This is a genomic window from Brevibacillus sp. 1238 (assembly GCF_029892995.1).
Taxonomy (GTDB): Bacteria; Bacillota; Bacilli; order Brevibacillales; family Brevibacillaceae; genus Brevibacillus; species Brevibacillus parabrevis.
The window spans coordinates 158,686-178,469 of record NZ_JARXWC010000004.1 but is presented as its reverse complement, the minus strand read 5'-3'; the positions used below and the strand labels follow the sequence as shown (position 1 = coordinate 178,469).

General features: G+C 50.5%; 22 protein-coding genes. 15 read left to right on the top strand and 7 right to left on the bottom strand.

The features are described 5' to 3' along the window. Position 1: 1 nt before the first annotated feature. The 4 genes from M2298_RS11735 (at position 2) to M2298_RS11720 (ending at position 2,832) form a co-directional block, all read left to right on the top strand. Positions 2–943, top strand: coding sequence for a sensor histidine kinase (locus M2298_RS11735; protein WP_122964564.1), 942 nt, complete (start codon positions 2–4; stop codon positions 941–943). Between the two features lie 83 nt (positions 944–1,026). Then, a complete protein-coding gene (locus tag M2298_RS11730) occupies positions 1,027–1,950 on the top strand; it encodes an ATP-binding cassette domain-containing protein (protein WP_242774500.1) in 924 nt (307 codons plus the stop codon). Further along, positions 1,943–2,638, top strand: coding sequence for an ABC transporter permease (locus M2298_RS11725; protein WP_229049742.1), 696 nt, complete (start codon positions 1,943–1,945; stop codon positions 2,636–2,638). The genes M2298_RS11730 and M2298_RS11725 overlap by 8 nt, the downstream gene beginning before the upstream one ends. A 23-nt stretch (positions 2,639–2,661) precedes the next feature. Further along, on the top strand, positions 2,662–2,832 hold the full coding sequence (locus M2298_RS11720; RefSeq protein WP_173600144.1) for a hypothetical protein: 171 nt from the start codon (positions 2,662–2,664) through the stop codon (positions 2,830–2,832). 163 nt (positions 2,833–2,995) lie between these two features. Here the strand turns inward: M2298_RS11720 and M2298_RS11715 are convergent, their stop codons facing one another. From M2298_RS11715 to M2298_RS11705, 3 genes are all read right to left on the bottom strand, one after another. Continuing rightward, positions 2,996–4,162, bottom strand: a complete 1,167-nt coding sequence (locus tag M2298_RS11715) for an MFS transporter (protein ID WP_280648553.1) — start codon at positions 4,160–4,162, stop codon at positions 2,996–2,998. A gap of 42 nt (positions 4,163–4,204) precedes the next feature. Continuing rightward, positions 4,205–4,588 (bottom strand): MerR family transcriptional regulator, encoded by a 384-nt coding sequence (locus tag M2298_RS11710; RefSeq protein WP_280648552.1) that lies wholly within the window; start codon positions 4,586–4,588, stop codon positions 4,205–4,207. Positions 4,589–4,775: 187 nt separating this feature from the next. Further along, positions 4,776–5,033 (bottom strand): hypothetical protein, encoded by a 258-nt coding sequence (locus tag M2298_RS11705; RefSeq protein WP_063227427.1) that lies wholly within the window; start codon positions 5,031–5,033, stop codon positions 4,776–4,778. 281 nt (positions 5,034–5,314) lie between these two features. On the opposite strand from M2298_RS11705, the gene M2298_RS11700 reads away from it, so the two are divergent. Continuing rightward, complete coding sequence (locus tag M2298_RS11700; RefSeq protein WP_280648551.1) at positions 5,315–5,740, top strand: hypothetical protein; 426 nt, start codon at positions 5,315–5,317, stop codon at positions 5,738–5,740. A 196-nt stretch (positions 5,741–5,936) separates the two neighbouring features. On the opposite strand, the gene M2298_RS11695 is transcribed toward M2298_RS11700, so the two are convergent. Together M2298_RS11695 and M2298_RS11690 are read right to left on the bottom strand one after the other, a co-directional pair. Further along, a complete protein-coding gene (locus M2298_RS11695) occupies positions 5,937–6,080 on the bottom strand; it encodes a hypothetical protein (RefSeq protein WP_280648550.1) in 144 nt (47 codons plus the stop codon). Positions 6,081–6,101: 21 nt separating this feature from the next. Then, the gene (locus M2298_RS11690; RefSeq protein ID WP_280648549.1) at positions 6,102–7,238 is read right to left on the bottom strand and encodes a TolB family protein; all 1,137 of its coding nucleotides are present in this window, start codon (positions 7,236–7,238) and stop codon (positions 6,102–6,104) included. A 307-nt stretch (positions 7,239–7,545) separates the two neighbouring features. On the opposite strand from M2298_RS11690, the gene M2298_RS11685 reads away from it, so the two are divergent. After that, the gene (locus M2298_RS11685; protein ID WP_280648548.1) at positions 7,546–8,007 is read left to right on the top strand and encodes an OsmC family protein; all 462 of its coding nucleotides are present in this window, start codon (positions 7,546–7,548) and stop codon (positions 8,005–8,007) included. Positions 8,008–8,296: 289 nt separating this feature from the next. On the opposite strand, the gene M2298_RS11680 is transcribed toward M2298_RS11685, so the two are convergent. Beyond that, positions 8,297–9,631, bottom strand: coding sequence for an MFS transporter (locus tag M2298_RS11680; RefSeq protein ID WP_280648547.1), 1,335 nt, complete (start codon positions 9,629–9,631; stop codon positions 8,297–8,299). A 130-nt stretch (positions 9,632–9,761) separates the two neighbouring features. On the opposite strand from M2298_RS11680, the gene M2298_RS11675 reads away from it, so the two are divergent. Beyond that, a complete protein-coding gene (locus M2298_RS11675; protein WP_122964583.1) occupies positions 9,762–10,268 on the top strand; it encodes a DUF1648 domain-containing protein in 507 nt (168 codons plus the stop codon). Between the two features lie 71 nt (positions 10,269–10,339). Here the strand turns inward: M2298_RS11675 and M2298_RS11670 are convergent, their stop codons facing one another. Beyond that, entirely contained in the window at positions 10,340–10,939 is a 600-nt protein-coding gene (locus tag M2298_RS11670) for an undecaprenyl-diphosphatase (RefSeq protein WP_122964584.1), read from the bottom strand. A 395-nt stretch (positions 10,940–11,334) separates the two neighbouring features. On the opposite strand from M2298_RS11670, the gene M2298_RS11665 reads away from it, so the two are divergent. From M2298_RS11665 to M2298_RS11630, 8 genes are all read left to right on the top strand, one after another. Continuing rightward, complete coding sequence (locus M2298_RS11665) at positions 11,335–12,663, top strand: ABC transporter substrate-binding protein (RefSeq protein WP_122964585.1); 1,329 nt, start codon at positions 11,335–11,337, stop codon at positions 12,661–12,663. Between the two features lie 31 nt (positions 12,664–12,694). Next, positions 12,695–13,645 carry a carbohydrate ABC transporter permease gene (locus M2298_RS11660; protein ID WP_122964586.1) on the top strand — a complete coding sequence of 317 codons (951 nt, stop codon included), beginning with the start codon at positions 12,695–12,697 and terminating at the stop codon, positions 13,643–13,645. Between the two features lie 35 nt (positions 13,646–13,680). Next, positions 13,681–14,508, top strand: coding sequence for a carbohydrate ABC transporter permease (locus M2298_RS11655; protein ID WP_122964587.1), 828 nt, complete (start codon positions 13,681–13,683; stop codon positions 14,506–14,508). Positions 14,509–14,536: 28 nt separating this feature from the next. Next, on the top strand, positions 14,537–15,499 hold the full coding sequence (locus M2298_RS11650) for a GNAT family N-acetyltransferase (RefSeq protein ID WP_280648546.1): 963 nt from the start codon (positions 14,537–14,539) through the stop codon (positions 15,497–15,499). A gap of 14 nt (positions 15,500–15,513) precedes the next feature. Continuing rightward, a complete protein-coding gene (locus M2298_RS11645; RefSeq protein ID WP_173597529.1) occupies positions 15,514–17,097 on the top strand; it encodes a glycoside hydrolase family 3 protein in 1,584 nt (527 codons plus the stop codon). Positions 17,098–17,161: 64 nt separating this feature from the next. Further along, entirely contained in the window at positions 17,162–18,073 is a 912-nt protein-coding gene (gene murQ, locus M2298_RS11640; RefSeq protein WP_122964590.1) for an N-acetylmuramic acid 6-phosphate etherase, read from the top strand. A gap of 230 nt (positions 18,074–18,303) precedes the next feature. After that, entirely contained in the window at positions 18,304–19,239 is a 936-nt protein-coding gene (locus tag M2298_RS11635) for a cation diffusion facilitator family transporter (RefSeq protein WP_122964591.1), read from the top strand. 229 nt (positions 19,240–19,468) lie between these two features. Then, entirely contained in the window at positions 19,469–19,723 is a 255-nt protein-coding gene (locus M2298_RS11630) for a DUF1450 domain-containing protein (protein ID WP_242774519.1), read from the top strand. Positions 19,724–19,784: the final 61 nt, after the last annotated feature.

The window sequence follows — 19,784 nt, the reverse complement described above, 5'->3', positions numbered from 1 at the left end:
CATGGTGATCGCGCTGGCTGTACTCGTTGTGATTTTGACTGTAGTGATTGCCATTCAATACCGTGCTTATCGAGCAAGAAGCTCCAACCTGGAGAAAATGCATAACAAATTAAACGAAATTATCGCGGGAGACACAAGCGAGAAGTTGCTCGTTTTTACGGACGATCGCGCCTTGATACCAGTCTTGATCGCAATCAATCATTTGTTGGAGCACAACCAGCACAGGACGGCGAATTTCTTGAAGATGGAGCAGTCGATGCGAAAAATGCTCTCGAACATTTCGCACGATTTGAAGACGCCGCTTACCGTTGTGCTTGGTTACATCGAAACGATCAATTTGGACCCGGATATGGACGCCGAAGAAAGAAAAGTTTTGTTGACCAAGGTGCACGCCAAGGCAAATGAGGTGCTGGAGCTGATCCGCCAGTTTTTTGATTTGGCCAGGCTGGAGTCGGGAGACAAGCCGATTTCCCTTTCCGGGATTCACATGAACGACGTTTGCGGAAAAAACATGCTGGCTTTTTACGACACCCTGACGGTCAAAGGCTTCGAAGTCGTTATCGACATTCCGGACAAGCCGCTGCTTGCATGGGGGAACGAGGAAGCGCTGGATCGTGTCCTGAACAATTTGATTGCCAATGCGATTCAGCATGGCGGGGAGGGAAGGGCCGTCGGACTAACATTGCGGGGCGACGACGAGTTCGTGTACGTGGACGTATGGGACCAGGGCAAAGGGATCGATGAGATGCATCAAGATCGGGTGTTCGAGCGCATGTACACGCTGGAAGACTCCCGCAACAAAGCGTATCAAGGCAGCGGTCTCGGGCTGACGATTACGAAACGGCTTGTCGAAGCGCAGGGAGGAACGATTCGCATCCAGAGCAAGCCTTATGAAAAAACGATGTTTACCGTCAAGCTGAAACGAATCGCATTCACTGATTAAGGAATTTGTAAGAATCAGGTAAGGAATAAGCAAATTTCGATGCTTACAATAAAGCCTGTAAAGAACGAGGGAGGCATCGAACGATGACGCATATCGCAAGGACGAAGCAGTTGACCCGGGCTTATAAGGGCAAGGAAGTTGTTTCCAACGTCAATTTGAACATCAAGCAAGGCGAAATATACGGCATGCTCGGCCCAAATGGAGCAGGCAAAACAACCGTCATGAAAATGATCACCAACCTGGTGAAGCCGTCGGCGGGCGAAATCGAACTTTTCGGCGAAAGGCTGACCGATCATTCGTACCATTTGTTGGGACGGATGGGTACGATCATTGAAAACCCGATTTTTTACGAAAAACTGACGGCTCACGAAAACTTGGAGCTGCATGGTGAATACATGGGCTACCATAACAAAAAGTCGATCGACGAGGCGCTTGATCTGGTGAATTTGAACGGGATTGACAAGAAAGCGGTCAAGGAATTTTCGCTTGGGATGAAGCAACGACTTGGCATCGCGCGGGCGATCATGACGAAACCGGAGCTGCTTATCCTCGATGAGCCGATTAACGGCCTCGATCCGTTAGGCATCAAGGAGATTCGCGATCTGTTCAAAATGCTGTGCAAGCAGTACGGGATGACGCTTGTCATTTCAAGCCATATTCTTGGTGAAATCGAGCTGATCGCCGACACGATTGCAGTCATGAACGAGGGAAAGCTGCTGCAGGAGGTTTCGATGGAACAAATCGCCAGGCAAACGGCAGAATATGTTGAAATTACAACGAACGAAAGCAGTAAGGCGGCTTACATACTTGAGAACCATTTGCATATTTCCAACGTGCGCATCACCGACGAAGGCCAAGTCCGCATTTACGATAGCCGCATTCCACAAAGTGAGCTGTTGAAGGCTCTGGTGCTGCACGATGTCGCGATCGAAGCGGTTCATAAGAAAAAAGGGTCACTTGAGGACTATTTCCTCTCTATCCTGGGTGGGGGTGGGGTAGTTGCTTAAACTGATGAAGCTCGAAATGCGCAAACTTCGCCTATGGTCTTATATACGGGGGGCGATCATTGCCAACGTCGTGATTCTGGGTTTTATTTGCTTGATCAGTCTTGACGCGGAAATGAAACAAGATATGTCTTTTAAAAGTTATGACATGGCGTTTTCCGTCATAGATACGTTTATTCGAGGAACGTTTATCGTTTTCGCGGCAGTGCTCATTTCACGGCTTGTCATTGACGAGTTCCGCAACAAATCGATCATGGTGCTATTCATGTACCCGATCAATCGCAAAAAGCTTATCGCCGCCAAGCTGCTTGTCGTCGTGCTGTTTACGCTGATTGCGGATATTGCGACGAACCTGTTTGTTGGCGCTGGATTTTATGTATTTAATTTGTTTATGCCCGTTGTTTCAGAGCCGCTCACGTTGCCTGTCGCAGCCAAAGGACTGCTGACGGTCGTCATGAGTGCGCTGGCGACCAGCTTTTTAAGCCTGATTCCGCTTTACTTCGGCATGCGCAAGAAATCAGGCGCGGCCACCATCGTGTCATCGATTTTCGTGGTGACGCTCGTTTGCCAGAACGTCAACGGCTTCACTTTATACTCCATCATAGCGGTGCCGATTGGCCTTGCATTACTCGGAGCGGCGGTCGCGTTTATGTCGATTCGCAATATCGAGCGTGTCGATGTGCTACAGTAGCGGACGGGAGGAGCAGATCGACGATGAAGCAAGTAGTAAAATGGACATTTTTGCTTTGTGTCGTTTCGTTGACCTTGCACGGGCTGCTGTACTGGGGAACGGGGGAACGGAAAGTGCTCATCAACACGTATGGCGCTGCCGGATTAGGCATCTTGTCCGCGTTCGGGTTATTGTTTTTGAGGAATAAGGGGTAAGAGCTAGAAGCATCGGTATCGGGATAAAAATGAAGCGAAGGCTGTCTGATAGGGGGCACTTGAACCCCGGGACAGCCTTTGCTTTTAGTAAGAGTGAAGGCAGGCAGCGCACAGGTTTGCAAACGGGTGCCGTCGGCGAGCGCATTGCGATGCAAGAAATGAACTACGCTTTTGCAAATAAATTATGTCGATCAAAAATTTTTATCTTCAATACAATGCAAAGGAACGCGAGGGTGAGAAAAAGCACCCCACTCCAGACAATATGATGTGTGCCCAGCTCAGATAGGAACCAGCCGCCTGACGCGCTGCCTATCGCGACACCCAGGTTGCCGAAAGATACAAACAAGCTATTGCTAAACTCGGGAGCTTTCGTTGCCTCAGAAGTAAGCCAGGTTTGACTTATAATCAGTCCGCTGGCAAAAACCGCTCCCCACAAAATGATCAACATAATGGTTGGAATCGTGTACGTTCCCGCAAAAAATAGTAGCAAATAAATCATCGCTAGTATGATGGGATAAAAAAATGTTGTTTTCGTAACACTCTTGCTTAAAAGCTTGCCAGCTTGCAGATTGCCTAGGACTGCGCTAATACCAAACACGATCAGCATGGCGCTGATCACTTTGCGATCCATGGTTGTCACTTGGGCAAGATATTCGGCGAAGTAGCTGTATACGGCAAACAAAGCGGCAAGGATGAAACAAGCAGTCGCAATATTAAACCATAACGGAGGTTTTCGCAGCACTCCCAGTTGGGCGCGGAACGATAATTTTTCCGTTGCGGGCATGGATGGAACCCAACAAAAAATACATCCGGCAGCCAGGGCATTTAGACTGGCGGAAAACAGAAAAGAGACTTCAAGAGAAAACTGTTCAGCAATAAATGAGATGACGGGAATACCTAATACCATTCCTGCGCTTACTCCCGCAAACACTTTGGCTACAGCTTGGGCGCTCTGCTCTTTTGGCACTGAACTGGCAGCCGCCGCAAATGCTACAGAGAAGTAAACAGGATGGAGAAAGGCAGGCGCGATCCGGAACAGCAATAACGCCACATAATTCGGGGCAAAGGCACATATCAGATTGGAAATGGCAAAAACGACGAGAACCATAGCCATGATGTTTTTACGGTCTAATCCAGAAAAGAATAACGTCATGACCGGGCCAAAGATGGCGATGATTAAGGCGAAAGAGCTTACGAGCAGTCCTGCTTGCGAAGCGCTGATTTGATAGTGCTCGGAAATTTGCGGTAAAATACCGACTACGCCAAGCTCGGTGTTTATGATTCCGAATATTCCGAAAGCAATTAAGAAAGCAAGGTACGGCTTGTTCATACAAGCGACCTCCTTTCCCTGTATAAATAAATGTGAAGCAAGTTACCGCGTTGACTCATGGTTTTTTTCCATCTCCTTGTAAATTACGATCTTTTTTGCGAGCAATTGTAAATGATTTTGCAGCTCCATGATATGCTGCTCCACAGCTGCATAGTGCTCCTCCAAAATGATTCTCCTTTTCGTTAGTGTCGAATCCCCTTGGCGCTTTAGCTCGGCAATTTCGAGCATTGCGCTGATCGGCATGCCAGTAGCTTTCAGTCGAGTCAAAAAATCAATCCAAGCAATGTCGTCTGTTGTGTAGCAACGGTAGCCATTTTTATTACGGTGGATGGAACTTAGAAGACCGATGTTTTCGTAATAGCGAAGCGTGTGTACACTAAGACCAGTGGCATTTGCAACTTGACGAATAGTTAGCAGCTTTTCCATATACAAAGTATATTCTTTCGAGTTCACTCGAAAGCAAGCCGTTTTTTTTAAGCTGGTCCTGTTTTGGCATAAGATAAGTTTGATAAACATTCAAAAGGCTTATTCCCACTTGAACATAAAGAGGAATAAGCCTTTTGTTATGTTATATGCTATGCCATAGTTAGCTCCTGATACCGTTCAGCCTTCTTTATTTAGAAGAAAATACTTTCATGATTTTCATTACCGTATTCCCGATCAACATCAAGAGCATTAAGAGTAGCATTCCTCCTCCTAATACGGTGCATACTATTCCCCATCCCCAACTATTGTCCATGATCAAACCGATTCCGAATAATAGGATTAGTAGAGCAAATGCGACTGTGATTGCTGAAGAAATAAAATCCCGCACACTTTTTGCGCCGAATAGTAACACGGCGGCAATAAGGACCAGAAGCGCAATAATCACAGAAATCCCTCACTTTAAAATAAAAATAGATCAATACAAGATAATAGTATATTTTCCTGTCCTGGAAGTCTACGGAATACTCTGTTTAATTTGATACTTTTCTTCTGAAAAATACTACTATTTTCTTATTTTAACGTGATATAATACACTTGTCCGTTGTAAAAATAGATCGAAATGACTATTTCCTATCCGGTGATGACACGCCGTGTGCGATGAAAGTCGCCCGCACGGTGTAGGCTCGTTATACTCCCGCAGATAGAGAGGGAAAAGACGAGAATAGCGTGCCACCAGTTATACCGCCAGTGATCCCACCAATAACTCCTCCGATGCCAGGAATTGTGCATCCATTAACCTCAACTGCGATAATCGATAATCCGATTGGAGATGATTCGGTTATAAGAACGGTAACTGTCACTGCAAGAGATAACTACTCTACTCCAATAGTGGGATACCAGTTCAAGATCGACATTACGATTACGAATAATGATCCTGCGCATGATGAAACCTACTCGGTAAAAGGTGTAGCTAGAACTACCACCATAAGCGATGTCCAACTTGATGCAACAAATGCTCAGGGGCAAACAACATTTGCTATCGAGATCGTAACATCAGGAGCGGATTTCGACTCTGGTGATGGTCTGTCCGTTCAAGTCAAAACCGTTGATGGACAAGCAATAGGCTCTCCGTTTACGTTTATCAAACCGTAATAAGACTTCCTTTTTCAAAATTTTGAGGAGCTGCGAAAGTGGCTCCTCTTTCTTTTTTTCAAGTGCGAACAATTGGGCATGAACAAAGTGTTAATTTCGGATACTACCAGGCAAAACGAAAACACCCCTCGGTAACCCGAGGGACGTTGATGGAATAGCGTTTAAGATAGCTTTTTAATGACCAATTCGGCTCCTTTTACTGGTGCTGCATTCCATCACAATCGTAGAAGAGGAAGTATGTGATTTGTAAATCAACGTTGTTAACTTCCCAAAATACTTCAAGCTGTCCGACGCCTTCTTGAAGTGCGCAGCTTTTTACTGCATATTTTATCTCGATCATTCACCATCTCCCCAATCTGTCTTACCTCTCCCGATACTCCCACTTGTCAAAACGGCTCATGTGTACGGAGTCCAAATCGCCGACAAAAAATGACTTGCCGTCAGTTGCCCACCCTAAAAACTGGATATTGTCGCTTGAGTTCATGTAAAAGCTGTTATCGAATGGATACACAAACGATTTGGTTGTTGTTTTGATCACAAGCTGGGCATAGAAATCTTGACCGTTCGAGGGGTGCCAATATTTGTCCGCGACATAGTTATGGCCAGTCGGCGACCAGTAGATTCTCGTCAATTGACGCTCCAAATCGTTTGGGTCCGCAGTGTAATTATCTTGGGTCGATACACTCTTTCCGGTTTGCAGGTCGGTGATGAAACCGTGTCCTTGCTTGTCTTCAAACCGCAGCTTCATATCGTTGGAATACGAGGGGAAGTTTTTAAAAGAATACGTGTACTTGAGTCCGGTTGGCAAATCGAGTTCTTTTATCGCTCTGTTTGCCTTGTACAGCACTTTTTTGGATGTCGGCACCCAATAAAACAAGTCTGGCACCATGTAGCTTTTGAGTTGGTCGTCACTGAGCGAAAATTGGTCATTTACCTTCATTTTCAGTGAGTTCATGTCTTGCAAGTACAGTTTGTAGCGTTTGGTGGCATCCGGCTCTTTGAGATTGGCTTGCACAAAGACGAGGTAATGGCCGTCTGGTGCCATCGCATAATCGAGAATTGGCGTGTCGGCCGTGCCGTTGGCAAGCAACGTTTTTTGCTTGGTGAGCGGGTTGTAGCGGTACAAGCTGGCTTGCTCGACCATTAACAGCTCATCTTTGCCAGAAGCCCATTTGGCGAAGCCGTTCAACTGGCTGAACTGCTTGGTTTTGGTGTCGTACAAATAAGGAATGGTCGGTGCGTTGTTTGTGAATCCTTGCTTTTCGGCGTACACAAAACGTCCGCTCGGCGACATGCTCGCGCGGTGTACGGCAGGCAATTGAGCGACGAGCGTCTGCTTTTTGCCATCCAGACCGATCCGATATATTTTGCTTGGCGGGTCTGTTGGAGTGGCTGTTGCCGATGCAGTTGCTGCGCTTGCTGTCGGCAATGCCAGGGACGGGAACAGTGAGACAGCAAGAAACAATGTTGTTAGAGCAATCATACGGGTTATTTTCATCGAATCATCCTTTCTGCAATAAGAAGACGCCCGAAAGGTTGAAAAGTTACAAAAAAAGAAAGAAATGGTATGCCAGCATGCGGGAAGAGGTGCGAAATGAAGGGCAGTTTCCGCCATTGGCTTAGCCGTAAGAAGAGTACATCGGGTCACAGGAAATCCAAATGGATAAAAAGTTTTCGCGACAAAACATCTCGACTTGCTATCTTTTTTATCTTTTCAAGATTTTGCAATAATTCATATTAAAACAGTCGGATAAATGTGTTAAGATTTGCAATAGGATGTGAAAGATAGGAAAGGGAGTGGGATCATGCCAGTTGAAACATTCAAAGCAACCGCGCATCTTCAGGAGGGAATGGTCGTCAAGGCGCATTCCAGAAACTTCGAGGTAACGGTCGACGAGCCGAGAAGCCTTGGCGGAACGGATACAGCGATGAATCCTGTCGAATTGGTGCTGTCTGCCCTTGGCGCGTGCCAATCGATTGTAGCGCGTGCGTATGCGAAAAAGTTTGGTGTGCAGCTCGACGACTTTTGGGTGGAGGTAGAAGGCGACCTCGATACAGATGGCTTCATGAACAAATCCGATGTGCGTCGCGGTTACTCCGAGATTCGCTATACCTTTCATATCAAGACGGACGCATCCCGAGAGCAAGTGGAAACATTCATTCAGTTTTTGGAGAAGACATGCCCTGTCGGCGACACGATTGCCAATCCGGTCACGCTCAAGCTAAACGGAATTGTCATCGGGAATGCTGCAAGCAAGCTGGGCTAATTTTTGCTGATGAGCAAAAGAAAAGAGGCGGGAGATTCTGCCTCTTTTTCTGTGTGAAGCGTGCCCGGAAAGCCGTACGAGGGAAAACATCACGTACGGTTTGATGAGAGGGAGCTGAGAGAAGTAGGGCAACACGAAGGCCGCCCGAAAAATTCAGTTTTCAACTCTACAAAACGACATGATGTGTGCGTGGAGAACTGCGCGCATAGCGGCGAGAGCGCAGCAAAAATGACAAAAAGAGGCGAAAAGCTTCGCCTCTTTCTGCGGGAATCGTCCAACGCTGCCTGCCTTACCCCAGCGGTGCGTTTTCAGAATGCGTTGCCGCTTGCTTCTTTTTCGACCAGATCAAAACAGGGATCAGCAACAGGGAAAGGAAGCCGCCAGCGAGCGACAGCGTGGCGTAGCTGGCACCGGAGACGACCATGCCGGACAAAGCTCCGCCAGATGCTCCGGCAAGGGCGATCAAGACGTCGACCGTCCCTTGGGTTTTCGCTCGTGTAGCGAGCGGAGTCGCGTCGACGATCAGGGCCGTACCGCTGATCAGGCCAAAATTCCAGCCGAGTCCGAGCAGAGCCAGAGCGAGGACGAGCAGCAGCATGGAATCAGCAGGGGCCAAAGCAGCGAGCACTCCTGCCGCGAGCAGCGTAATGCCAGCAGCAAGCGCCATGGCAGAGCGTCCGATTTTGTCCACAAGTATGCCAGTCATAAGCGAAGGCAAGTACATGGCGCCAATATGCACGCTGATGACGAGACCGACTTCGCTCAAGCCATGGCCGTGATGTTTCATATGGATGGGAGTCATCGTCATGATCGCAACCATGACGATTTGGGTCAAAATCATGATCGTTGCACCGACGATGATGCCGCGGCTGTTGGCGACAGACTGGCTATCCGCCAGATGTTCGGGATGTTTCTCTTCGCGGGCCTGGGCATCGGCAATCGCTTGGGCAACCAGCAGCGGGTCTGGGCGAAGCAGGAACAAAAAGACCAGTCCGGCGCAAAGAAAAGCCGCAGCCCCTAAAATAAAGGGACCAGCCAGCGGCGGCACGCCGATGGAAGTGGCAAAACGGCCCATCGTTTCCACCAGATTCGGGCCAGCCACTGCGCCAAAGGTGGTAGAAACGAGTGCGGTACTGACAGCGGTCGCGCGCTGCTGCGGCTGGGCCAGATCGGTTCCGGCATAGCGGGCTTGCAGGTTGGTGGCTGTCCCGGCGCCGTAAACGAGCAGCGAGGCAAACAGCAGGACGATATTTTGCGTCGTGGCAGCGAGGATCACCCCGATGGCGCCGATTCCGCCCGCGAGGAAGCCGGCTGCCAGACCGAAGCGGCGACCATGGCGTTGCGAAATTTTGCCGACCAACAGAGCGGCCAGCGCGGAGCCAAGCGTAAGCAAGGCAGCGGGAATGCCAGCGAGACTTTCGGTTCCCAGCATGTCTTGGGCGAGCAGAGCACCGACCGTGACGCCAGCGGCGAGTCCGGCGCCGCCAAAAATTTGCGAGATGACGACGATCACGAGTGTCCGCTTGTAAAGCCGTTGTCGCTCATGGGATGAATCGATAAAACATCGAAAATGGGCCTGTTGATTTTGCAAAGGCTGCAAATTATGATTAGAATGACGCACCATGGCTTTCTCTCCTTCTATTGTAGCTGTTTGTATGTAGCAAAATGGTTTCATGGGAAACGGAACTGGATGAATCTTATCTCCAATTTCTAGAAAAGTCAAACCAGTTTGACAAACAGAAGGGAGTATCTCTATGTCCGATTGGTGGGGACGCCCAAAAATCGAAATCGCCAAGTCGAAAAGCGAATGGATATGGGACATTCTTGGGGCCTTCTTTTATATCGGTGGAATCGTCTTTTTGCTGTTCGTTTGGGGGGAACTGCCGGACAAGGTTCCAGCCCATTTTGACGCGGTGGGAGAAGTGGATCGCTGGGGGTCCAAGTGGGAGCTGCTCATCTTGCCCGGGATCGGGGCATTCATCTTTGGCTTGATGCAGCTTTTGGAAAAGCATCCGGAAGTGTACAACTACCCGAAGCGATTCAATGAGTCCAACGCGGAGCAATTTTATTTGCAGAGTCGAAAAATAGTGAATCAGTTAAAAAATATGTGTCTGATCGTGTTTTCTGCGATTTTGCTGGAATCGGTTTCGATCGCCATGGGGTGGGGAGGCGGATTCGGCAAATGGTTTTTGCCTGTCGTGGCAGCCGGGATCGTCATTCAACTCGTTTACGGCTTCAGCAACTTGAACAAAATTCGCTGAGATCGCAAAAAAGCCCAAAGCATCCACTCCTTTGAGCAAAAGGAGCGCGCTTCGGGCTTTTTTGTGCTGCTTTACAATCCTTTGGAGCGTGGCTTGACGGGCAAAATAGCGCTTTCCATTTTTTCATAGAAGGAAAGCAAGCTATGTACAAAAGCGAAGCGCGGCAACAGCAGGAAGACGGTCAATGCCGAGCCGATGCTGATCAGAGCGCCTACGAGGACGTCGGCCGGATAGTGTACGCCTACCCAAATGCGGGACAAACCTACGCACACAGCGAGCAGCATCCAGAGAATGCCCGTTTTTCTTTGGAACAGCCAAAAGCTGACACAGAAAGAGAAAAACAAGATCGTATGGTCGCTCGGAAACGAATTGTCTACGGCTTTTTGCACCAGCTGATTCACATTGGCAAGCTCGGCGAATGGCTGGTTGTTAGTATGCAGAGTCCCAGCCAGTTTTCCGAGCACCTCCGCCATGACAAACGTGGCTGTCGCACAGATTACCATCATGCGATTTTGCGAGTCTCGCGTGAACCAGTAGAGCAGGGCGCACAGAGCCAGCGCGTAGACCGTATATTCCGCGATGGCGTAAAACGCCGGATTCAGTTCTGGATACTGCTTTCCCAGGTCGTTGATCGCCCGGAAGCACTGCACATTGAGTTCCATCAAATTCAAAAATAGCCAGCCCCTTTCTTTGACAATAGGAAAATACTAACCAACGGGCAGCAGAGAAGAAATCGATTTAGATTACATAAAATTACAATGGTGTAAGGTTGGCTCTCGACACGGAACGAGAAAAGCGAACAGCGGGTGTCGAAAAAGAAATTTTGAAATTTTATTTTATGATTAAGAAGATATCTTGATATTTTGTTTCAAGAGTCTATAATACAGGTATGTAACAAATTGCCAGTAAATTCTCGCAATAGAGGCGCTGCAAGCAGAAGGCGAAGGGGGAGTTTTTGGTTGACGCTCATTAGCCACGGTACAGCGGGACGAATCGAACGGCTGGCAAAGCAATCATTTTTCTTTTGCTAGAGAGAAGGACATTTTTTGAAAAGGGGAGGCTTTCCATGAAAAAAAGCAAGTTTTTATCCGTAGTAGGGATCGCCAGTCTGGCAGCGGCATTGCTCGTGGGAGGATGTAGCCAATCGTCGACGCAGCAGGGAGACAAGGTGGAGCTGTACATGGGGTATACTTCTGACCCGCCGACGAAGAAAAAGATGGAAGAAATTATTGCAAAATTCGAACAGTCTCACCCGCATATCAAAATCAAGACAGTGACAGCGCCCTACGAAGACTTTTACCAGAAGCTGACGACGCAAATCGCCGCAGGAAATGCGCCTGACATCTGGCAAAGCGACGGGACGAAAGTATTCGGCTTTGCCCAGCGCGGAGCGATTCGCGATATTACCGATTACGTCACGAAGGAAGTCAACAAAGACGAAGTGCTTGGCGTGGAGTTCAACAAAGACGCTTCCGGCAAATATTGGGGCGTGCCGCAGGGCATCCAGGTCGGGGCGCTTTTCTACAACAAAGATTTGTTCGACAAGGCTGGAGTCGCTTATCCGACGGCTGACTGGACCTGGGATGATTTGAAGGCGGCTGCCGCCAAGCTGACGCTTGATGCGAGCGGGAAAAATGCGGACGACCCTGCTTTTGACAAAAACGCGGTGAAGCAGTACGGATTTACGTTCTTCGGAAGCTCGCGCGGTGCGTTCAACATTATGAAAGCGTACGGCGGCGGCGTTCTCGATCCGACGATGACGCAATCGATCATCGACTCGCCGGAAAACAAAAAAGCGGTGGAGTGGATGGCGGACGGCATGAAGCGCAAGCTGTTCCCCAACCCGGCAGAGCTGAAAGCGTTCCAAAGCAATTTCAAGGTGTTTTTGAGCGGGGCCACGGCGATGCAGATCGACATTTACGCGGCGACGACCTCGATGAACGGAGCAGGCTTGAACTACGATGTCGCGCCGATGCCTAAAGGCCCGGACGGCAAACGTTTTGCGCCTGTCATCGCCAACTCGTGGGTCATCAACAAAAAAGCCGAGGAGCAAAAAGTCAAAGCAGCCCAGGAATGGATCACGTATTGGACGACATCGGACGAGGCGCAAAAAGAATGGGCAGAGGTGGGCGAAGCGATCCCGGTGAAAAAATCGGTCGCCAACTCCGAGATGTTCCTGAATCCGAGCATCAAGCCCGACAACAAAAAAGTGTTCCTGGATAGCCTGGACTTCGCCGGAACGATCGATACGAATGCCGTCTTTGCCGAATGGCTGAAAGTCGTCACAGACAATTTGGCCGAGCTGTTCATGGACAAGATGAGTGTGGACGATTACATCTCGAAAACCGATCAAGGGGTACAAAAAGTTTTGGATGACTTCTTCAAGAAGCAATAGCAAACCATCAGGGGAGGAAGTGTAGCGAGCGATGCTGGAGATACCGAACAAGCTACAGGCACAGCCTGATGTGAAAAAGAAGCGGAAATGGCTGGACAGCGAGGGGAGATGGGGATTGCTTCTCGTCTCCCCCTACCTGATCCATTTTCTCGTGTTTGTCGTAGGAACTTCCCTTGCTTCCCTGTATTTCAGCTTTTCCGACTACGATATTTTGAATCCGCCCAAGTGGACTGGCCTGGACAACTATGAAAAGCTGTTCGCGGACCCGCTGTTTTACCAGGCGCTGTGGAACACGGTCTACTTCACGCTTTTGTACGTTCCGGCCAAGACGTTTTTGGCCCTTTTGCTGGCAGTCGCGCTGAACCAAAAGCTGAAAGGGCTAAAGCTGTTCCGCATGGCGCACTTTTTGCCAGTGATCTCTTCCTGGACGGTAATTGCCTATGTGGCGGATGCGGTGTTCAACCAGCGGATCGGTTTTGCCAATGCCATTCTCGCCCACTTCGGGATTGCGCCGCAAAGCTGGCTGATCGACGAAGTGTGGGTCATTCCGGTGCTCGTGCTCATCGCGATCTGGAAGTCGGTCGGCTACATGATGATTATTTTTTTGGCGGGACTTCAAGGGATTTCCAATGACATGTACGAGGCGGCTTCGATTGATGGCGCCAACGCCTGGCAAAAGTTTTGGCGGGTGACCGTGCCGATGATTTCCGGTACGACGTTTCTCGTCATTATTTTGAACACGATCTACTCTTTTCAAAATTTCGAACAAATCTTTGTCATGACGGGCGGGTCAACCGAAGCAGGATCGACGGGCGGCGCCAACAATGCGAGCCTCGTCCTGATGCTGCTCATGTTCAGACAAGGCTTCAGCTTTTACAAGATGGGCTACGCCTCCGCGATTGCCTGGGTGTTGTTCCTCATCCTGCTGGCGATTACTTTGGTGCAATTCAAATTGCAAAAGAAATGGGTTCACTATGACTAAACTTGACTGGATGTGCAGAGGAAAAGGGGGTAGCCATGCAAAAGCGTTTTCCGCTCAATAAACTATTCGGATACCTGTTTGTTCTCGCCAGCACTTTGATCATGGTTGTGCCGTTTTTGACGACTGTCTTCAACTCGTTGAAAACGTACAAACAATACATGCAATTTCCGCCGGAGTGGCTGCCTGACCCTGTGAAGTGGAGTAACTACTCGCAGGTGTGGGAGCAGGCGAACTTCAGCAGCTATACGGTGAACAGTGTGATTGTCGCCGTTCTTTCCGTAGTCGGTACGCTGTTGTCCAGCTCGATGATCGCGTTTGCTTTCGCTCGCTTGAAGTTTCCGTTTCGCGACACGCTGTTCATGATCGTGCTCGGTACGATGATGATTCCGGGGATTGTGACGATCATCCCGCAGTTCATCATCTTCAAAAATTTGGGCATGCTCGACTCGCTCACGCCGCTGTGGATTTTGGAGTGGTTGGGACAGCCGTTCGCGATTTTTCTGATGAGGCAAGCATTTTTGAGCATTCCAAAAGACTACGAGGAAGCGGCCAAGCTGGATGGCTGCAATCCGTTCCAGATTTACTGGCGGGTATTTTTGCCGATGTGCAAGCCGGCGCTGGCGACACTGGCCGTATTTACGTTCATGGGCAAATGGAACGAGATTCTCGCGCCTGTGATTTATTTGCTATCCGAAGAGCATTTTACGCTGCCGATCGGAATTTTGTCGCTGCGCGGACAGTACAAGACCGATGACCAGCTGCTGGTCGCCGGGGCGTTGATCAGTTTGATTCCGATTTTGATCGTCTTTTTGTTTGCGGAAAAATATTTCGTGGAAGGCTCCAAAACTTCCGGGCTAAAGTAGGCGAGGCAATAGGAGGCGGATGAAACGCATGTTTTATGTACCATTAGACGAGCTGTATCTGGATGCTTTGTGCGAGCTGTGGAACCAGGAGCTTGGCGAGCGCTTCCCGATGCGGCCCGAGCTTTTTCAGCAAAACAGCTTCGCAGACAAAAACGTGCTGCAAGCCGGCTCCTGGATTGCCATCGATTCTGCCACGCGCCGTCCGGCAGGGTTCGCTGTGGCGAAATGCTGGCAGGAAAAACTCGATGTCCAGCTGGGAAAAGGTGTCGGCTGGATTCAAGTGTTGCTGGTGGATCACGAGTTTCGCGGGCAAGGAATCGGCGGGGAGCTGCTGACGCGGGCGGAGCGGGCTTTGCAGCAGCGAGGGGTGCAAAAAATTTGGCTGGGGCGCGATCCGTATCATTACTTTCCTGGCATCCCTGATGAATCGACGGCGGTCAAAGACTGGTTTGCCGCGCGAGGATACAGTCTGCTGGAGCCGCTGGAAAACGATCTGCTCTGCCGCTATGCCGCAGAGGAGGAAGCATCGCCGCTGCCGCAAGTTTCCGACGGTTGCTTCCGGTTGTTGACGCAAGCAGACAAGGAAGCTTTTCTGGCCTTTTTGCACCGCTGCTTTCCGGGGCGCTGGGAGTACGAGGCGATCCACTATTTTCAGCGCGGGGGAACCGGGCGCGAGTTCGTTGTTTTGGAGCGGCAAAAAGAAATCGTCGGCTTTTGCCGGATTAACGATGCCAACTCGCCGTTCATTGCCCAAAACGTGTACTGGTCGCCGCTGTTTGAGCAGGAATTGGGCGGGATCGGGCCGCTTGGCATCGACCCGGCGCATCGGGGAAGCGGTTTGGGACTGGCGATTGTCCAGGCAGGGATTGCCATGCTGCGCAAGCGCGGCGTGCGGCAAATTGTCATCGACTGGACTGCGCTCATGAACTTTTACGCCAAGCTCGGCTATTCAAGCTGGAAGCAGTACGCCAAATACAGCAAGGAGCTGTGAGAAGGGGGATCTCCATGCGCGCAGAGCAGATGAGTGTGGAGCAAAAAGTTGGGCAGTTGCTGATGATCGGGTACCAGACGCTCGATCTGCCACAAGAGATGGAAAAATGGATCAAGGAGCGGCAGATTGGCAACGTCATTTTGTTCAGCCGCAACATCGGTTCGCACGCGGAAACATTTGAGCGCGTGGGCACGATGCAAGGCTGGGCAAAGGAGGCCGGGCACTGCTGCCCGCTATTGATCGGGACGGATCAGGAAAACGGGGTGGTGTCGAGACTGCAAGAAGCGACAGCATTCCCCGGGGCGATGGCGCTCGGAGCGACGGGAAATCCAGACTTGGCGCGGCAAATATACGCAGCGACAGGCGCGGAGCTGCGAGCGGCCGGGATTGGCGTCAATTTTGCTCCTGTCATCGACGTGAACAACAACCCGCAAAATCCGGTGATCGGCGTTCGTTCATTTGGGGCTGACCCAGCGGCAGTCGGGCAATTTGGCGAAGCAGCCATGCACGGTTTGCTGGCGAGCGGCGTCATTCCGGCAGTAAAGCATTTCCCCGGACATGGAGACACGCACACAGACTCGCATGAAGCGATTCCGGTTTTGCCGCACGATTGGCAAAGGCTCACACAGGTCGAGCTGGCTCCGTTTCGGCACTGCATCGAGGCAGGCACTCCGGTGGTCATGATTGGTCATGTCAGCTTACCGACCATCGATGCCAGCGGACTGCCTGCTTCGATCTCGCAGCAGCTCGTGACGGACATTTTGCGAAGGGAACTTGGGTTTTCCGGAGTCGCGATTACCGACTGCCTGGAAATGGCGGCGATTGCCAACTCCACTGGCGTGCCGGAAGCGGCGGTGCTCTCGCTCAACGCTGGCGTGGATATGGTGCTGGTCTCCCATACGCATGAGGTTCAGCAGCAGACGTATGACCGACTGGTCGAGGCGATTGAAAACGGCGAGATTTCCCCAGCCCGCGTAGACGAAGCAGTCAATCGGGTTTTGGCTTTGAAGCGGCGTTTTCTTTCCTGGGAGACGTATGCTGCGACGACGCCTCCTGCTTTTGACCGGGCCGGGCACGAGCATTTGGCGAAGGAAGTGCTGGCGCAGGCTGTCACGGTGCTGAAAAATGAGCGCGGGATCGTCCCCATTCCGAAGCAGGCTGCGACGCTTGGCGTGATCATGCCGCGAGTCGGGCGAGTGACGTTGGCCGAGGATGAGGACCAGCAGGCGGAAGCGGAACTTTTGGCAGCGTCTTTGCAAGCGTATAGCCCGGTACAATGCCATTTTCTGCGTTCGTTGCAACCGACGCGGGAAGAAGTAGAGCAAGCTTTTGCCGCGATGGCGCCTTTTGAAACGGTCATTGTCTTTACGTACAACGCCCATCTTTACGAAGGGCAGGCGCAGTTGGTCAAGCAACTGTCCGGTCAAGGCAAAAAAGTGATCGCGGTAGCGCTGCGAAACCCGTACGACCTGGGCGCATTTCCCGAAGTCGATGCTTGTCTCGCGGTGTACGATCATCGCAAGCTGGCGATCGAAGCCGTAGCGGATGTATTGTTTGGCAAGCAAAAACCAACTGGTCGATTACCTGTCAGGATGTAGGAGCAGCATGGAAACTTTGGACGCAAAAACAAGTGACAAAACAAAACTGACGGGGAGGTAGCGCATGAGAAATCAACTGAGCGGCTTGACCACGGAAACAAAGAACAAGCAATCCGAAGATTTGGATTTGCTCTCGACATTCGATATCGTCAGACTCATGAACGAAGAGGATAAAAAAGTCGCTTATTGCGTGGAAAAAGAACTGCCTGCCATTGCTCGGGCAATCGATATGATCGCGGAATGCCTGCAAAACGGCGGAAGGCTGTTTTATTTTGGCGCAGGCACCAGCGGACGTCTTGGACTACTGGATGCCGCGGAGTGCCCGCCGACTTTTGGCACAGACCCTGCATTGGTGCAAGGCGTGATCGCTGGCGGAGTGGAAGCGGTCGTGAAAGCAATCGAGGGCGCAGAGGATCTCGCCCATTTGGGGCAGGAAGATGTTGTGGCGCATGGCGTGCGCGAAGGCGATGCGGTAGTGGGCATTGCCGCGAGCGGACGGACTCCCTATGTAAAAGGGGCGCTGGAGGAAGCGGGGCGATTGAAGGCGAAAATCATTTCCTTGTCGTGCAATCCTGCTGCCGAAATCAATGAGGGTGTGGACGCCTCGATCAACGTGGTGGTCGGCCCGGAGGTCGTAACAGGCTCTACGCGGCTGAAGGCGGCGACTGCGCAAAAAATGGTATTGAACATGATTACGACGACATGCATGGTGCGCTTGGGCAAGGTGTACAAAAACTTGATGGTGAACGTGCAAATCACAAATGAAAAGCTGAAGGAGCGAGCCAAGCAGATCGTAGCAGAGGCCGCGCAAGTGCCGCCGGAAGAAGCGGAGCAGCTTTTGGCGCAAGCGAATGGAGACGCCAAGCTGGCGATTGTCATGAAAAAAACAGCGTTGGCGCGGGAAGAGTCTGTGCGCTTGCTGGAACAATACAAAGGGAATATTCGACCGATCATGGAAGGGCATGTGTCCAGGTAGAGGAGGACATAGCTGATTCAGACGGTGTAACGAAGGCTTTGCCAGGCGACGACGACTGGCGAAGCCTTTTTGCCTTTTGGGGGCGCAAAGCATTGAGAATGGCCGGGATGGGAATGAAAATCAGTAGTATGATCCATAAAATGTTCATTTGATGAAATCACTGGAACACTCTATAATTAAATTAATTATTATATTGTAATTGTTCTATATTGATTATGGGGGTGCTTCTTATGAATCATGCTGACTATCATCATCTCGATCACGTGAAGGAACAGCAAAAGTCGAAGAAAACGCTGTGGATTACACTGATCTTGACTTTGTTTTTTACGATTGTCGAAATTGTGGGCGGCTTGCTGTCCAACTCGCTCGCGCTCCTGTCCGACTCGGCGCATATGATCTCGGACGTGATCGCCCTCGGCCTGAGCATGACCGCGATTTACATGGCGACGCGCAAGCCGAACAAAAAGTATACGTTTGGCTTTCTGCGCTTTGAAATCATTGCCTCGTTTCTGAACGGTCTGGCTCTTGCCGTCATTGCCATCGGGATTGCGATCGAAGGGATCAACCGGATGATTCATCCGCAAGACGTCGACTTGGGACTGATGTTGACGATCGCCTCGATCGGGCTGATTGTGAATATCGTCCTGACCGTCGTTCTCTCCAGAAGCACGAAGGAAGAAAACAATCTGAACGTAAAAAGCGCGCTGTGGCACTTCATCGGCGATTTGCTCAGCTCTGTCGGGGTAATCGCTTCGGCTATTCTCATTTACTTCACAGGCTACTACTTGTTCGACCCGTTGATCAGTATGGTGATCGGGGCCATCATTTTTATGGGCGGCTTTAAAATCATCCGCGAATCTCTCGCTGTGTTGATGGAGTCTGTGCCGGAGCAGTTTGACCTGGATCAAATCCGGGCAGACCTCGCCAGCGTGGAAGGAGTCTACGATGTGCATGAGCTGCATCTGTGGGCGGTATCGACGGAGCACTATTCGCTGACGGCGCATGTGTTCGTGAGGGAAGATATTCAACCGTATTGCGTGATTCTCGGCATCAATCATCTGTTGAAAACAAAGTACGGCATCGAGCATTCGACGATTCAGATCGAGCACCCGATGATCCTCGATCACGGGGAGTACGGGAAACAATTTTTGCTGCCGCAGACGTAAGCGGAATGCTGTGGCGTGTGCGGCCCATTCAAGCTGAATGAACAAAGGCCGGGCGGTTCCAGATCATGTGCAGGTTTTGCTGTACAGGTTCTGGCAACCAGCCCGGCTTTGTTTTTTCCTTACTGCTTTAAAGCGTTTGTGGTTTTACGCATGCTCTTGCTGTGTATTCTGAATAGACTGTAAAATTCCGGTATAATCGCATGCCAAAATTCGAGTGGAGGATACGCTGGTGCAAACAATCAAGTTTTGTCCGTGCAATCTGGAAGGCAGTCTGAAATGGGTGAGGGACGAGGTCAGGCAGCTTCCCGACGTGCAAGTAATCGATGAGCGCTGTGTCAACTATTGCGGTCAATGCCTGGAAAAAGCGTTTGCCCTGTTCAACGGCAAAAACGTGGTGGGCAACGACGGGCAAGAACTGCTGGAGCGACTGAAAGAAAAATGGGCGGCGACAACCGCGGTATACCAGGACGCAGAAGGGGCGTGACCTTCTGCGTTTTTTTGTGGGTGTATACGAAGAAAACATTGACACGAACAATTCGCAAACA

Coding starts and splice junctions, on each gene's coding strand:
- M2298_RS11735 (WP_122964564.1), top strand. CDS start 2: ATGGTGATCGCGCTGGCTGTACTCGTTGTGATTTTGACTGTAGTGATT.
- M2298_RS11730 (WP_242774500.1), top strand. CDS start 1,027: ATGACGCATATCGCAAGGACGAAGCAGTTGACCCGGGCTTATAAGGGC.
- M2298_RS11720 (WP_173600144.1), top strand. CDS start 2,662: ATGAAGCAAGTAGTAAAATGGACATTTTTGCTTTGTGTCGTTTCGTTG.
- M2298_RS11715 (WP_280648553.1), bottom strand. CDS start 4,162: ATGAACAAGCCGTACCTTGCTTTCTTAATTGCTTTCGGAATATTCGGA.
- M2298_RS11710 (WP_280648552.1), bottom strand. CDS start 4,588: ATGGAAAAGCTGCTAACTATTCGTCAAGTTGCAAATGCCACTGGTCTT.
- M2298_RS11695 (WP_280648550.1), bottom strand. CDS start 6,080: ATGATCGAGATAAAATATGCAGTAAAAAGCTGCGCACTTCAAGAAGGC.
- M2298_RS11690 (WP_280648549.1), bottom strand. CDS start 7,238: ATGAAAATAACCCGTATGATTGCTCTAACAACATTGTTTCTTGCTGTC.
- M2298_RS11685 (WP_280648548.1), top strand. CDS start 7,546: ATGCCAGTTGAAACATTCAAAGCAACCGCGCATCTTCAGGAGGGAATG.
- M2298_RS11680 (WP_280648547.1), bottom strand. CDS start 9,631: ATGGTGCGTCATTCTAATCATAATTTGCAGCCTTTGCAAAATCAACAG.
- M2298_RS11675 (WP_122964583.1), top strand. CDS start 9,762: ATGTCCGATTGGTGGGGACGCCCAAAAATCGAAATCGCCAAGTCGAAA.
- M2298_RS11665 (WP_122964585.1), top strand. CDS start 11,335: ATGAAAAAAAGCAAGTTTTTATCCGTAGTAGGGATCGCCAGTCTGGCA.
- M2298_RS11660 (WP_122964586.1), top strand. CDS start 12,695: ATGCTGGAGATACCGAACAAGCTACAGGCACAGCCTGATGTGAAAAAG.
- M2298_RS11655 (WP_122964587.1), top strand. CDS start 13,681: ATGCAAAAGCGTTTTCCGCTCAATAAACTATTCGGATACCTGTTTGTT.
- M2298_RS11650 (WP_280648546.1), top strand. CDS start 14,537: ATGTTTTATGTACCATTAGACGAGCTGTATCTGGATGCTTTGTGCGAG.
- M2298_RS11645 (WP_173597529.1), top strand. CDS start 15,514: ATGCGCGCAGAGCAGATGAGTGTGGAGCAAAAAGTTGGGCAGTTGCTG.
- murQ (WP_122964590.1), top strand. CDS start 17,162: ATGAGAAATCAACTGAGCGGCTTGACCACGGAAACAAAGAACAAGCAA.
- M2298_RS11635 (WP_122964591.1), top strand. CDS start 18,304: ATGAATCATGCTGACTATCATCATCTCGATCACGTGAAGGAACAGCAA.